Annotated in this window: 14 protein-coding genes; 2 read left to right on the top strand and 12 right to left on the bottom strand. The window is 47.5% G+C overall.

Annotated features, from left to right (window positions below; translation table 11 throughout):
• Positions 1–126: 126 nt before the first annotated feature.
• The 11 genes from MHB84_RS11085 to MHB84_RS11135 form a co-directional block, all read right to left on the bottom strand.
• Positions 127–1,464: an FAD-dependent oxidoreductase gene (locus MHB84_RS11085; protein ID WP_076290756.1), complete on the bottom strand. Its 1,338-nt coding sequence runs from the start codon at positions 1,462–1,464 to the stop codon at positions 127–129.
• 54 nt (positions 1,465–1,518) lie between these two features.
• On the bottom strand, positions 1,519–2,373 hold the full coding sequence (locus tag MHB84_RS11090) for a carbohydrate ABC transporter permease (RefSeq protein ID WP_076290688.1): 855 nt from the start codon (positions 2,371–2,373) through the stop codon (positions 1,519–1,521).
• On the bottom strand, positions 2,357–3,271 hold the full coding sequence (locus tag MHB84_RS11095) for a carbohydrate ABC transporter permease (protein WP_079695868.1): 915 nt from the start codon (positions 3,269–3,271) through the stop codon (positions 2,357–2,359). The genes MHB84_RS11090 and MHB84_RS11095 overlap by 17 nt, the downstream gene beginning before the upstream one ends.
• 204 nt (positions 3,272–3,475) lie before the next feature.
• Entirely contained in the window at positions 3,476–4,186 is a 711-nt protein-coding gene (locus tag MHB84_RS11100; RefSeq protein ID WP_143764783.1) for a hypothetical protein, read from the bottom strand.
• 30 nt (positions 4,187–4,216) lie between these two features.
• A complete protein-coding gene (locus tag MHB84_RS11105; RefSeq protein WP_076290690.1) occupies positions 4,217–5,512 on the bottom strand; it encodes an ABC transporter substrate-binding protein in 1,296 nt (431 codons plus the stop codon).
• Between the two features lie 103 nt (positions 5,513–5,615).
• The gene (locus tag MHB84_RS11110; RefSeq protein WP_076290691.1) at positions 5,616–6,383 is read right to left on the bottom strand and encodes a response regulator transcription factor; all 768 of its coding nucleotides are present in this window, start codon (positions 6,381–6,383) and stop codon (positions 5,616–5,618) included.
• 5 nt (positions 6,384–6,388) lie between these two features.
• On the bottom strand, positions 6,389–8,212 hold the full coding sequence (locus tag MHB84_RS11115; protein ID WP_076290692.1) for a cache domain-containing sensor histidine kinase: 1,824 nt from the start codon (positions 8,210–8,212) through the stop codon (positions 6,389–6,391).
• A gap of 226 nt (positions 8,213–8,438) precedes the next feature.
• Positions 8,439–8,627, bottom strand: a complete 189-nt coding sequence (locus MHB84_RS11120) for an aspartyl-phosphate phosphatase Spo0E family protein (RefSeq protein ID WP_076290693.1) — start codon at positions 8,625–8,627, stop codon at positions 8,439–8,441.
• Positions 8,628–8,874: 247 nt separating this feature from the next.
• The gene (locus MHB84_RS11125; protein ID WP_076290694.1) at positions 8,875–9,384 is read right to left on the bottom strand and encodes a DUF1453 family protein; all 510 of its coding nucleotides are present in this window, start codon (positions 9,382–9,384) and stop codon (positions 8,875–8,877) included.
• 135 nt (positions 9,385–9,519) lie between these two features.
• Positions 9,520–9,681 (bottom strand): aspartyl-phosphate phosphatase Spo0E family protein, encoded by a 162-nt coding sequence (locus tag MHB84_RS11130; protein WP_143764784.1) that lies wholly within the window; start codon positions 9,679–9,681, stop codon positions 9,520–9,522.
• A 305-nt stretch (positions 9,682–9,986) separates the two neighbouring features.
• Complete coding sequence (locus MHB84_RS11135) at positions 9,987–11,378, bottom strand: helix-turn-helix transcriptional regulator (protein ID WP_076290695.1); 1,392 nt, start codon at positions 11,376–11,378, stop codon at positions 9,987–9,989.
• Positions 11,379–11,647: 269 nt separating this feature from the next.
• On the opposite strand from MHB84_RS11135, the gene MHB84_RS11140 reads away from it, so the two are divergent.
• Positions 11,648–12,772 carry an LLM class flavin-dependent oxidoreductase gene (locus MHB84_RS11140; protein WP_076290696.1) on the top strand — a complete coding sequence of 375 codons (1,125 nt, stop codon included), beginning with the start codon at positions 11,648–11,650 and terminating at the stop codon, positions 12,770–12,772.
• 96 nt (positions 12,773–12,868) lie between these two features.
• On the opposite strand, the gene MHB84_RS11145 is transcribed toward MHB84_RS11140, so the two are convergent.
• Positions 12,869–13,450, bottom strand: a complete 582-nt coding sequence (locus MHB84_RS11145; RefSeq protein WP_076290697.1) for a TetR/AcrR family transcriptional regulator — start codon at positions 13,448–13,450, stop codon at positions 12,869–12,871.
• Between the two features lie 257 nt (positions 13,451–13,707).
• Here MHB84_RS11145 and MHB84_RS11150 point away from each other — a divergent pair, with 257 nt between their 5' ends.
• Positions 13,708–14,913, top strand: coding sequence for an MFS transporter (locus MHB84_RS11150; protein ID WP_076290698.1), 1,206 nt, complete (start codon positions 13,708–13,710; stop codon positions 14,911–14,913).
• The last annotated feature ends 36 nt before the right edge of the window (positions 14,914–14,949 follow it).

Raw genomic sequence — 14,949 nt, forward strand, 5'->3', positions numbered from 1 at the left:
ATCGGATGATTGTTGCTTCCATTGCAACCCCCATTACAAACCAAATAAGACTCCAGCTCCACTTCAATAGTGGTTTTGGAGTCTTCTTTGGATTTCATCATAGTCTGCTCGCACAGGAATCATTCCTCAAATCGCTGCTCCGTTACGGCGTAGTTTCTTTTGCAGCACCGCTACCGGTAGCTCCAACGGATCCAGCTTCATCTGAACAGCTAAAGCGGCTGCTGTTCCCGCCGCCTGCCCCGTAGCCATGCAGCTTGGAGTCAGCCTTGTCGTTGCGTGGGCCTCATGTGTGGTGGAGATGCAACGTCCTGCCGCCAGCAAATTGCGAATATTTCGGGAAATCAGAGAGCGGTACGGAATATCGTATGCTCCGTCTCCTTCTATAAAAGCCGCTACGACGCCTTGACCCGAAGGATCATGAATATCAATCGGATAGCCACTTCTGGCGATTACATCATCAAACTTTCGACCTGCAACCACATCGTCCTTGGTCAACGCATAATGCCCGATGATTCGCCTGGATTCACGGATACCAATCTGTGGCGCTATCGCTGAGATCGAGGCCCGCTCGAATCCAGGCACGTCACGCTGCAGAAACTCAGCAATCATCAGCACCTGCTTCCTGCCTTCCTGTTCAGCAGAGGTCAGATCTTCTGCATCTGTAGCATCCAACCCCTGCACCCGGGTGCAGTTAATCAACACCTCATCTTCAGCCGGTCCGGTAAAAAACAATACCTGATCACGGTTAATCGGTACACCTGCTTTTTTCCATTGGGAATAGAAGCCGCTCACCCCGGTTAACGGAATACTGTCCAGTTCGGAGAAAGGGGTTTTAGCATAGAAATCCTCCGGGTGCTCCTGCATGTATTGTTTTACTCGTCCAAGGTCCACACCACACATTCGAAATTTCATGGTCATCGGCTGTGACTGGTGATCGCCATCTCGCCCCTTTGCAACAGAAGCGCCCGCAAGATAAGCCGCATCCGCATCACCGCTGGCATCCACAAATACGTTCGCTCTTAGCTCCATTCGGCCAGACTTGTTCGTCAGACGTACCGCCTCTACCCGATCATTCACCATAACCACTTCATCCACGAAGCTGTGCAATAACAATCGCACACCTGCTTCCTGCAGCATCTCCGCCGCAACCACTTGATAGATCGCCGGATGGTAAGGCGTAACGGTATGCACAAATCCAACCGTATCACGAAGATGCCCCGGAGAGCCGCCGCGCGCCTGTAGTCGGTCAACGATTTCCTGGGCGATACCCTGAATCACCTGCTCACCACTCTCCGTATGGAAGGTCATCCAAGGATAGACCATGGCGGCAGTCGACATTCCACCAACGAATCCGTACCGTTCCACCAGTACTACTCGAACACCTTGTCGTCCAGCAGCGATGGCTGCCGCTATACCCGCCGGACCCCCTCCCACAACAACCACATCCGCTTCTTCCTTTTTCATACTCATACTTATCCGTTCACTCAAGCTATCACTCCTTCCGTTCTATTGCAGGGGTTACTCTTTCAGTCCTGTCATGGCAACTCCCTCAATGAAGCGCCGTTGTGCCAGGAAAAAGACAATCAGCAGCGGCAGGGTCGCCATGACGGTGGCACTCATCAGATATTGCCAGGCTGTACCCACTTCATCTGTGAACAAGGATAACCCAAGCGGCAGCGTCATCAGTTCTCGCGAGTTAATGAAAATCAACGGATCGAAAAACTCATTCCAGATCGTCACAAACGTAAAGATCGTCAGCGTAGCCATACCGGGCTTGGCAATCGGGAGCATAATACGAGCATAGATCCGGAAGCGGTTGCAGCCGTCAATCATCGCCGCTTCTTCCAGCTCGGTGGGTACCGTAATGAAGAACTGCCGCATCACAAAGATGCCAAACACGCCGCCCGCCCCAAAGATCGGGAGTAAAATCAGCGGAAGATGTGTATCAATCCACCCCAGCTGCCGCATGAACAGAAACATGGGAATAGCCGTCACCTCATGGGGAATCATCATCGCACTCAGCAGGATGAGAAATACCACATTACGTCCCTTGAACGGAATTTTGGCAAATGCGTACCCGGCGAGAGATGCAAAGAACACCGTACCCAGCACAACCACAGCAGCAATATATACACTGTTAAAATAAAAACGATGAAACGGAATTAATCGAAAAACATCGATGTAGTTCTGAAATCGGAAGGTATCCGGTATCCACTGTGGTGGATAGGTAAATATGCTCTGAGGTTCCTTGAATGACGTCGATATCATCCAGATAAATGGAACAAGCATGATCAGCGAGATCAGTGTCAGCAGCAAGTACGTCCCCAGGGCACTGCCTGTCTTGCGAATCGAAGGATTAGGCATCGCCTTCATTGAATACCCACCTCTTTCGAAGCTGCCATTGCAGCAGTGTCAGGATTAGCACGATAAAGAACAACACATACGCAAGCGAAGAGGCGTAGCCGAACTGAAATAATTTGAATGCTTTTTCCCAGATATAATAGACCAATACCTTCGTGCTGTTGCTCGGCCCTCCCTGTGTCATGACGTAGATCTGTCCAAACACCTTGAGCGAGCCAATCACAGTCATGACCATGGTTAAAAACACCGTTGGCGTAATCATGGGCAGTGTGACGTGAAAGAAGGTTCCTCTTCTGCCCGCTCCGTCCAGTGTTGCCGCTTCGTAAAGTGAACGCGGTACCTGCTGAATGGCTGCAATGAACAACACCATATTCAGACCCACATTTTTCAGTACACTCGTCACAATAACCGCAGGCATCGCCAGATCCTGATTGTAGAGCCAGGCCGGACCCTTGATGCCTATCATTAACAGAAGCTGATTGATCAGTCCCGACTCTGTGGCATACATCAGCTTCCATACGATGGACCATACAATCAGCGAGGTCATGACCGGAACAAAGATGGCTGTTCGAAAAATCCCGATGCCGCGCAAACTTCTGGATAGCAGCAACGCGAGCAGCAGCGCGAGCACAATATTAAGCGGCACAAGCCCCGCAGTGAAATAGACCGTATTGGCAAGCACCTTCCAGAACATGGCGTCTGTCATCACATTCCGGTAATTCTCCAGTCCAATAAAATGATGATCCCCCAGCAGCGGCCAGTCGGTCAGGCTCATGTACAGAGCCAAACCCATGGGAAACAGCAGCAGCAGGGTAAACCCGAGCACCATTGGTGATACAAACAGCCATCCCGCGATCTGGGCCTCTCTGGCGAGCGGACCTCTTCCTGTACGTTTGCGTGAATGGGTCACAGTCAGGCCCTCCCCTTTATCAAATTTCTTCCCTTGAAACGAATATTTACACTTGCCACTCCAATGACAGAACAACCTTCCGATCGCTGTTATCCCCAGATTTTTTTAATTCAATTTTACAAAGGGGAAAATCCGGGGATAAAGGCGAACACTCCGTTTCTTCAGGTTATTTCTGTCCTCTACGTTCTCTTGTAAATGTTTAGTTCAACTTATATAGTCTGAACGGTTCAGATTGTCCACCGCATTACTGAAGGCGTTAACAGCCCTTCGCAGCTGCTCCTCCGCTCTGCCTGTTACGACCGCTCCAAGCATGATCGCCTTGACCCCGGTATCGTGCAGCACCCGAACATCGTCAGGCACCAGCTTACGCTGAGAAGGAACCAATACCGGAATTTGCGCCTGCAAGACCAGACGGCGATATTTGAGCACGTCCGCAAAGCTTAGCGGTGTACCATATTCATTCCCAGGCACAATGGATGCCTCCAGGGCTGTGAAACTGTAATGAGCGGCTGACGATACAAGGGAAGGTTCATATTCGTCATTGATCGCAAACGTTCGGTCCAGCCCCAGGTCATCCAGCATGAAGGACGGCAAGTGATGTGCATAGATGGAATAGAAGTCAAAACCCAGCCCGGAGAGACGCTCCACGTCCTCCCTCCGTGCTCCATCTATACTACCGGATGGTACGACCCCAAGCGGGCCGCCAAACTCGCTACGGATCGCCTGAAAAACTTCGGCATAGTTGTCCAGTGGACCAAAATGATTCCCGCTGGCGCGATGGCCGACATTATAATGCACCTTCAGTGCATCAGCGCCCTCTTCGATTGCTGCCCGGGCCAAAGATAGATCGTTCTCGGGTAAGCTGACCACAAGTGACAGCGATTTCTGATCAAGCAATTCCTTGAATTTGCCCATCATGCTCACCTCCTGTTTCTATAAAATGATTTATTGTTGCAGCACGCCTTGGATTTCTTCCTGCATTTGCTTCAGATTATCCTCAGGTGTCGCTGAACGGGCGAACAGTCGGTCAAATCCCTGCAACACCGCATTGTCGATATCCTGCCAACGGATATGACCGGGAATCAAGCGCGCTTTTGGCATTTCATTAATCACCGCCTGCACAATATGCTCCTTGCTCGGATTATTCGGCTGATTAATGAACGCATCGGAGTTCAGCACAGAGGTACGCGGAGGCACAAAATAGGTGGCCGTCGCCTGAATACCCTGCTCGCTGGCAAAATACTTCAACAGCTTCTTGGTTTCCTCCGGATGTTTGCTGTCGTTGAACATGGCATATCCAGCCTGCCCTAGCATCGGTACGCTGCCCTGTGAGCCGGAAGGCATGGGAGCGATACTCCACTCAAAATCGGTAATCTCTCTTGCTTTGGAAACATAGCTGTAGTTATCGAAGAACATGCCTACATTGCCAGCATCGAAGCTGACCTGCTCACCTGCTTTTGGATGCGATTCATCAGTGAACATCATGCGCTCCAGCAGTTCAAAAGTCTGTACTCCATAGGCATCGTTCCAAGTGAACTTCGTCATGCCTTCGTCGAACGGACCACTGCCATTGGACCATGAATACGAGGAGAGCACTGCCCAGGTCTTCCAGTCGCGAAAAAAGTTGGCGCCATAGATCCGGTTGGTAGCCTCCTTGCTGGTAATCGCCTTGGCAGAATTCTCGAACTGTTCCCATGTCCATTGTCCTTGGCTGGCAAGTGTATTGGGGTCGGTCAGGCCGGCTTTGTCGAACAACGTTTTATTGTAGAACATGACCACCGGAGGTGTGGAAAAAGGCAGCCCCAGCAGCTGATCGCCATCACGGAACAAATCCAATGTACTTGGTATATAATCATCCAGCTTGAACTGGGCATCATCCTTGAACTCGGATACATCAGCCAGGATATGATTGGATTTGAACTGTGGCACCATCCGCTCCGATACCCATGCGATATCTGGGAGAGAGCCGCCAGCGGCAAGCACCGAAATTTTTTGCTGGTATTCTGCGAAAGGAACGGATTCCATCGTCACCTTGATGCCTGGATTTTCCTGCGTGAAGCTATCAATCAGCTTGTTGTATACATCCATATGTGCCTGATTGCCCCACATCATGAATTTCAGCTCAACCTCTCCATTCTCCCCGGCTGCTTGCCCAGGATCACTTCCGGAATTGGAGCTTGTGCACCCGATTGAAGCAATCATCATGAGTAAGAGTATCAATATCAGTCCTGCTTTTTTCATGAAAATCCCCCTTATGGACTTAGTGGTATACATGTGCAACCAAAGTATAACGAAGACATCGCCCACTCATAAATCACGTCAATTACAGAAATGGTATGGTTTTTCAAGAAATACTGAATCGGTCACGATATTCCCCTGCTGTCCATCCCACCTGCTGCTTGAATACCAGCATGAAGTGCTTAGGACTCTGATGCCCGGATAACCTTGCAACATCATAGATTTTGAGTCCTGTGTTAACCAGCAGCCACTTGGCCCGCTCCATACGAGCCTCAGCGATGTATTCGGAGTAATTGGTTCCTGTTTCGTTCTTGAACAGTTGGCTTAGATAGGTGGGGTTCAGATGAACCAGTGCTGCTATGGTCTGAAGTCGCAGATCCCCATCGGGGTGCTGCTTGATGTGCTCCTTCACATCTCGGATAATCTTCCGCGTATCTCGGCCGGAGTGCTCTGCTTTCCCAGATGGCTCAGTGACTGGAAGGGTTGAAATGCCGTACCTGCGATCCAGCAGCAATTGAATTTTTTGGATGCATAATGCCAGTTCATGACGTTCAATCGGCTTCAGCAGATAGTTCAACACTCCGTATTCCATCGCTCTACGTGCATATTCAAACTCTCCGTACCCGCTAATGATGATCATCAGCAGTTCAGGGTACATATCTCTTGCTTTGGATACGAGTGTCAGCCCGTCCATTTCACGCATGCGAATATCTGTGATTAACACATCCGGCACTTCACACCTCAGAAAATCCAGTGCCTCGGCTCCGCTCGAAGCTTCACCTGTTATCTCGAATTGAGGAGCCGCCTGTACAATCAGCTCTCTCAGTCCCTGACGGATGACCGTCTCATCCTCCACAAGCAATACTTTATACATGCGCTTCATTCTCCTTTCGGTTGAAGTTGAATGGATATCGTGACCGCCAGGCCCTGCCCTGGACTGCCATCGACGCTCAGGCTGCCACCTTCTCCATACATGAGGCGGAGCCTTTGGGCGATATTGTTAAGTCCAAGCCTGTCCCCCGCATGACAGCGCAATGCCTCATTGGAAGGCTGCCGAGCAATGGATTCATTTAATTCATCAATCTCCGCCTGAGCCATGCCTTTGCCATTGTCACGCACAATAATCAGCAGCTCATCATCGAATTTCAATGCAGATACCCAGATCACCCCGCCATCCGCCTGCCCTTCGATGCCATGGTAGACAGCGTTCTCCACCAGCGGTTGCAATACAAGCTTGGGAATCAGACACTCTGTAACAGCCTCATCGATGTCATAGATTACCTCCAGCTTGCCGTCATAACGTACTTGTTGAATGCGTACATAGGATTGTACAAACGCCAATTCTTCCTGAAGCGGAACCCTCCGGTCCACCTTATCAATCGTATAACGCAGCAGCTTGCCAAGTGCCGTCACCATATCAGACACCTCAGCGTGTTTCTGGCGGACCGCCATCATGTTGATGGACTCCAATGTGTTGTATATAAAATGGGGATTGATCTGGCTCTGCAATGCTGACAACTCCGCCTCTCGCTCTTGAATGCCCAACAGAAATACCTCGTTGAATAATCTATTGATTTCTTCCATCATTCGGTTAAAACCCCGGCTAATCTGTCCGAACTCATCATTGCTAAAGTGCGCTACGCGCTGGCTAAAATCTCCCTGCTCCACCCGAATCATATTGTGCTTCAATCGAATTAGCGGCCTCGTTATGCGATAGGATAAGAGCACCGCGAGAACTGCTACAGCCGCCATACATAACACAGCGAATCCAAACGTAAACGTGAGCATCTCGCCCGACTCCTTCTGAATAACGGCAATAGGCGTAAGGCTGATCACCGAAAGTCCTGAATAGCTGGAATGGTGCTGTACGTAGAGATAGGGCTTCCCATCAAGGACAACCTTCTGGTTGCCTGCGTAGCCTTGAAGCTGGCCATGTTTTAACAGCTTGTCGTATGCGGATAGGCCTCCAGCAGAGGTCCGTTCGAACAAGAGACGCTGCTTGCTGTCGACAATCATCAGACTCGCATTTTGCTCAAAATTCAGATTGGACAAGAGTTGGCCGAAGGCTTCGAGCCGGATGTCGATCAGAATGTAGCCCAGTCGCTGGAGTGTCCCCGGATCACGTATCTCACGGGCAACCGATATATACGGCTCTTCATGACTGCCCGTGTAATAGCTTGGTTCGTGTGGAGGAAGCAGACGCCATTCCCCTTCCGAGCCGTTAAGCTCTGCAAACCAGTCATCCTGCCTGCTGTCCCATACCGGATTCACTGCCAGTGAATCCAGATTGGAGAACAAAATGCCGCTGTTGCTGATCAGATGGATGCCACGAATTTCAGGTCGGTCATACGCCTGACCGGATGTGTAGAGCTTCATTTTCAGATAATCATCGGATCTCGCCCATGTACCCGATCCCATCGGAGCGTTGTATTTGCCCAGAATGCCAAGCACCATCTGATCGTAGAGCGGCAAGAGCGACAACCGCTCGAAGTCCTTGAGCAGCCTATTCAGATTGGTATTAATCTGGCGAACAATATCAATGGTGAACTGCTCCGTCTTGCGATCAATCGTCTGCGAGAAATGCAGGTAATTCACTACTCCCTGCAAGCTCAGCGGCAGCAAGGTCAACGCCAGGAACAACAGAAGCAACTTGGTGCGCAGATTCATATTTCTTCCGAAATAACCCTGTACCTTGTCCATCATTTCCGTTCATCCCTCCCCCTCCGATCATTGTATGATCCCCCTTCACAGATCAATCTGGATATAACTGGGGTCATCATATCCAGTTTTAATGATCGTTGGCTATCCTGCCAACCATGGGATTGGTACGGAATTTCAAGATTGAAGCGCAGGTCTCGGGGAAACACAAAAAAGCCGACTGTATCGCTACAGTCGACTACTCTTCTATTGCATCAAAAAACCGACTGCATTATGCAATCGGCTGTCTGTTCATAAAGTGTTTTTTATATTTGAAGCGATTATATTCATTAATTAACTCGTCCAATACCATCGATTGTTGAAGGACTTTGTAGTCTTGCATGCCATGATATTCCGCCAAACGACTTAGCTCATGCCTGTTCTGTTCGATTTGGTCTCTAATCTGCTTCGGTTCTCTCACAGCATGCACCCCCTCTTTTTAAAACATTTTAGGATACATTGCCAAAAAATTCATATTTTATTCCTTTGCAAAATAAAATGTTTGTTTACAGAGGAATACTTTCATAACACTACATTTTGCATTAATCCGTGAAAATTGTCACAACTACAATATATAGATGTGTATTCCTCACACCCAGCTACATATCGAACTCTCGAAGAAATAGAGACTCTTAACCCAGAAGCAAAAGACAGAAACACGTTATAAATTATGTTCCAATCGTATGCTGAACTTTGCTCACTCTGGAGCGGATTAGAATACCTGCTACGCGCACCAACACCATAGAAGCAGTCACTAATATAAATGCAGGACCGATATTCTGAAGATCCAATTGATGCTCAATGGCATACTGATATGCTTGCTGCGGATGATGCGTGATCCATTCCACCGGCACAATGCGTAGCAGGAATGCCACCGCCCAAACGACCACACTACCTATCCCCACTCGGGTATACCACTTACCTGCCGTTGCATCGAATTCCATACGTGTTATTCCCAGCACAATCATTCCGAAGAATGCTCCTACAATCACGGCCACCAACAAAAACAGTACATTATTGCCTGTAAAAGTCATGTCTTTAAGAAATTTGGATGCATAATAACCCATAATAACGAAAGGCAGCAATAAACGATAAAAACGTACTGGCTTTCGTCCAATTGAAGTGATTACTAAAACTGCAAACATGATGATCATCTGAACCCACATGCTCGTCGTCATACGTTGTTCCCCCTGTATTTGCTTGATTTGATGCTTTAAGCATAGCAGGGAGAACACCGCTCTAGCGTCCACAACCGGGTGGATAAAGAGGTCCACCTATAGGTGGATTTTAGAAGAGGGTACTAGCTTTTATCATTAGTATTTCTCTATTAGTCGAGTATATTTATTAATCAGTTCATCCAGTACCATAGACTGCTTGAGGACCTTATCATCATGCATGCCATGTCTCTCTACCAACCGACGCAAATGTTGCCGATTCTGCTCAATTTGATCTTTGATCTGCTTGATTTCTCTCACAGCATACACCCCTTTTTCAACCTATTTTAGGGTGCATTTATCTAAAAATTCATAATGGAATGCTTTGCAAAATTTTTGTATTACTTTTATAAGCATAATTAATAATTACACAATTATAAAATATGAATTTAACTTTTATTTCTTAACGATAAGTCAATGAAAAAAAGCCGTATCATCCTAAATAAACAGGAATAATACCGCTTATATTTGTTTATTACATTCCCCCGATACCGTGAGTGCTAGGACTATACATTGCTGGATTACTAGGAAGAGGTTGAGGATGCAAGTTAAATAATAAAATAGCACTAAACAAGAGTATGATCAAAGCTGTTTTTTTTCTCATAATTACTGTAAACCTCCTCAATGAGAGTCTTATATTTATTTTTTATTTCTAGTGAAGCCCTTACTCTATGTCTCTCAAATAGACCTACACACTGTAAAATGATGGACTCGCTCTTCATTTTTTCGGCTAATTCCAAACATTCTAACAAATGCTGAAATCCGTTTGTGTATCTCTGTCTCTCAAATTGGTATATCGTTAATTCTTTTAGAAATTGTAGGTATCTTCCATTTGTAATTTGTTCGGTATAACTTCCCATATCTCCATACGTTTCCCCATACCTTGAGATATATGGATCGAATGTATCAAGAACTGAATCGATATCCATGTTATGGTTGTTTGCAGCTTCCATTATTTTTACCAAAGCAGGCAGGATCTCTGCCTCATTCTTTTCAATAAAGGCAATATAAGGCGGTATGACCTCATAATCACCCATCATAAGCCGATATAAGTAATGGTTTACCTTTGCCCATCCATTAAATTTATTAATGAATAAGAGTTCTTCATCATTCGGTTGTTCAATTCTGGTTAATTTAGAATAGGCCTCGGTATATCGTAGAGCTTCAGGATATTCCTGTCGTCCATCACATGCAGCCGCTCTTATTAAATTTGAATATGCGGAGTATGCAAATATAGGGTAAGCAGCAATTCTCTGAACTTCCGATTTTCTTTTCTTGTAAGATTGCAAAAAAGTTGTTTTCTGTTCAAGCTCTTCCCCGAGGTCAAATACCTTATCCCAATATTGAAGAGCTGAGTATGTATTCGCCAGATCCTTGATCGCATCCAGCTGCCGCTCTTCATCCAGCCGATTAATATATGGCTCGAAGTGAACGGCTGCCCTGAGATTTTCATGCTGATCCTGACCGAGAGATAGTATGAAAATACGATACTGGCACAACGCGAGACGTTCCGAGTGTTGGTACTTTTCACACTCCGCAACGCATTCATATAACATGCGGGCCGCTTTCTTTTGTCCTCGCTCGAGCATGCCTTCTGCCATCTCGAACAATTCGGAAATATAGGATCGATCATCCGTCACTTGCTGGATCACCCTCTGAATACATTCGAGCTTGTCCAGCTCGGCGCAACGTTGCAGAAAAGGCTCCAGTCTTCTCCAATGTGGTGCAGACTCCACAAAACACTCAGCACCGTAAATTTCGTAGAAATGACCTTCTTCCAGCTTCATGCCTTTGGTAATCAGATCCAGTTGAGCCATGGCGATTGGCCGCGTCCCTTTGATGATCGCACTTAACGTTCCAGCGTTCACACCCGATATATCGGCAAAGTATTGCAGGGTATAGCCCTGTTTCCTGATGTAGTCCTCAATAAAGGAGCGTATCGTAGTTGTAGGTTCCATGTCTCCCACCTCCACAATGAAAATCCATAAATTTGAATTTATATGATATGTACAATTTTAATCCTAAATTTTACAGTGGTCAATAAAAATCGTGGCAATTTTCTGCCCTTATGCCCAAGGTTGAGCGGCTTTAATCCGCCTTATAGAAAAAATCCATTAGAAGAATGCATGGCAACATGGTAAAGTTAGTTTTAGCTTGAATATCCTACTATTTCCATAGGATTAGACAACCCAGGTGCTTTTCCAATCCAATCCGAGGGGATGGTTAGATGAAATTTGCCCTATTTAGTCTCATGATGAATCTTCCAAATGCCGTAACTGGTGAATCACTAACGACACAACAGAAGTTCCACAATATTTTGGAACAAGCCAAGCTGGCCGAACGGCTGGGATTCGATGCATACGGGATCGGTGAGCGGCATGGCGCACCTTTTCTGTCTTCCTCGCCTCCCGTCGTGCTGACCGCCGTCGCTACTGCGACTTCACGTATCCGGTTGCTAACAACAGTAACTGTTCTTAGTATACTTGATCCGGTACGGGTTGCCGAGGATTATGCCACGCTGGATCAATTATCGGGTGGGCGGCTGGAGATGATCATCGGGAAAGGCAATGATCCTCGGCACTATCCCCTGTTTGGCATTAGCGAAGAGGAACAATGGGATTCACTCGGTGAACGCTACGAACTGCTGAAACGGCTGTGGACTGAAGAGAATGTAACCTGGCAGGGAACGTATCGCCCTCCCCTTCAAGAGGTTACCACTCAGCCGAGACCACTCCAGCAATCCATTCCGATCTGGCATGGCAGCGCATCGAGCACTCGCTCTACCGAGCTTGCAGCTAAGTATGGCGAACCGATATTTAGCTCGAATTCCTTCCACCCGCAGGCAAAATACAAAGCGTTAATTGACCATTACCGGGAGCGTCTCGATTATTATGGTCATGATGCGAACCGAGCGGTGATTGGCTCCGGGGCAGGTAGCCTATACCTCGCGAATACACGCGAAGAAGCGATCCGGCGTTATACCCCTTATTATGAGGCCTTTCATGCTACGGCCGCTGCGCAGCACAACCAGTCGCCTTTTAAGGACCTGGAGGATAACATTGCGCATGGCCCTGTACTGATTGGTAGTCCAGAGCAGGTCATTGAGAAAATCCTCAATTACCATGCCGCATATGGACATCAGGTACTGAGTATCAGCGTAGATGGACTCAGCCATGCGGAGCAGCTGGAGCAGGTAGAACGCTTCGCCCAGGATGTAGCGCCAGTGTTACGACGCGAAATCCCCAGTTTCATTTGGAACGAGCCCCCGCTCTTGAACGAATCTCTTCCTTCTTCCACTTCGCATTCTCCTGATTCATGGCCCCCAGCCATCTCACCGATCTTCCAGGTATAATTCTCAGTTCTCCATACATTCCCCATTCATCCACAAGCCTTTTGCATCCAGGGTGATTCTTAAAAATCGCCCTATCCCTCCCCCAGATGTCTTTCTCTATGATCGAGATTTAATACCTTCAAACAAGGAAATCAACGAACGTTGCACGAATTCAGTATCTATCGATTGGCCAGTCACTAACATGCGATAGAACATCGCTCCATAGACGAGGTCTATGCACAGTCCGATGTCACAATCCTTTTTCAACTGTCCCCGTTCTATACCTTTTTCCAAAATTCCCCACGCTTCGCGTCGACGAGGCTGAATGTATCTGGTTCGGTATTCTTCTGCAAGCCCTGGATCAGACTGTCCCTCTCCGACAATCTGTGTGATCACTTTTCCTTCCCGGCTGCTCAAAAAATCAACCAGATTGCTCACATGAATACGCACATCCTCAAATACCGATCCTGTATCCGGTACAGGCAATCTTGCCGTTGCAGCAGACATGTACCCATCCATAATGACAGCACCTTTATTAGGCCACCATTTATATATCGTTGCTTTGCTCACCTTAGCACGTTCAGCAATTTTTTCGATCGTAACCGCTCCGAAGCCATGTTCCAGTAATAATTCATAGGAAGCTGCAAGAATCGCATTCTGGGTTTCCACATTGCGGGGACGCCCTCTTTTGGCTGTCATCATAAGCCCTCCTTGGTGTAACAAATGCATCTGTAATTCATAAAAACTGTACGTTCATTATACTAAAACATCGATACATTAAACAATTTCGTCCTTACCATTCTTCGACATAAAAAAATCTCATGTCTATTTACAATACTAAACGTTTAGTTTATTATATGTTTGTGATTAGTAAACGCACCGTTTAGTAATTAACAAGTTCAATACAAGTGTACTTTAATGAAATATAATTTGAGATCAAGTGGAGGGTGAAACTTATGGATATGCAACCTGATGTGAAGGCAAATTCAGTTCCAAGCTGGTTGATTTTACTTTTGGCTGCGGCGTGCGGGCTGATTGCGGCAAACCTGTATTATGCACAGACGGTTATTGGACCAATCGGCGTTACAACAGGGCTTTCCTCTGCTGCTGCGGGACTGATTGTGACGTTAACACAGATCGGTTATGTTATTGGCCTGCTGTTTATCGTTCCGCTTAGTGACATTCTGGAGAATAAGCGACTGGTAACTTTTTTTCTCATCATTCTAGTCGTTGCATTGATTGCCGCTGCCTTCTCTTCCCATGCCGTATTATTTCTGACTGCTTCCCTCGTCATCGGGATCAGTTCAGTCGTTGCGCAAATTCTGGTTCCTTATGCCACCTACCTCACTTCGGAGGAGCAACGCGGACGGGTTGTCGGCAATGTGATGAGTGGTCTGCTGTTGGGCATCATGCTGGCTCGGCCTGTCGCCAGTTTTATTACAAGCCTGCTCGGCTGGCAAGCGGTCTTTGTCTTCTCGGCAATCGTTATCGGATTGCTTACACTGCTCCTGTCACGCGCACTTCCTGCACGTCAGCCACAACCTGCGATGAAGTACGGACAATTAATTCTGTCATTGGGCTCCCTGCTCAAAACATTTCCCATGCTTCGCCGCCGAGCCCTCTATCAGGCCAGTCTGTTTGGCGCCTTCAGCTTGTTCTGGACTACAGTTCCCTTGCAGCTCGCCAATGAGTACGGCATGTCCCAACAGGGAATTGCCTGGTTTGCACTGGCTGGTGTTGGGGGTGCCATCGCAGCACCTATTGCCGGAAGATGGGCGGATAAAGGTTTAACCCGCATATTAACCGGACTCGCCATGGTTATCGCAGTTGCATCTTTTGGGCTCGCCTATCTATTCCAGGGTCACTCTACCGCTACCCTTATTTTGCTTGTGGTCGTTGCCATCACGCTGGATATGGCGGTTTCGGGTAATTTGGTGCTGGGACAGCGCATTATCTATTCGTTGAGCGAAGCAAGAGGACGCGTAAACGGAATATTTATGTCGATCTTTTTTGTAGGTGGCGCAATTGGATCATCTCTTGGCAGTTGGTCCTACGCGCATGGAGGTTGGAGTCTCACGACATTGATTGGTCTGTTAATGCCTCTGCTTGCACTCGTATACTACTTAACGGAAAAGAAAGTCACCGTCGTCAGTAACCCATAATCATCCTTCCATACGTAAACAAAGGGCAGAGTGATC

This window comes from Paenibacillus sp. FSL F4-0087 (genome assembly GCF_038020215.1).
Lineage (GTDB): Bacteria > Bacillota > Bacilli > Paenibacillales > Paenibacillaceae > Paenibacillus > Paenibacillus taichungensis.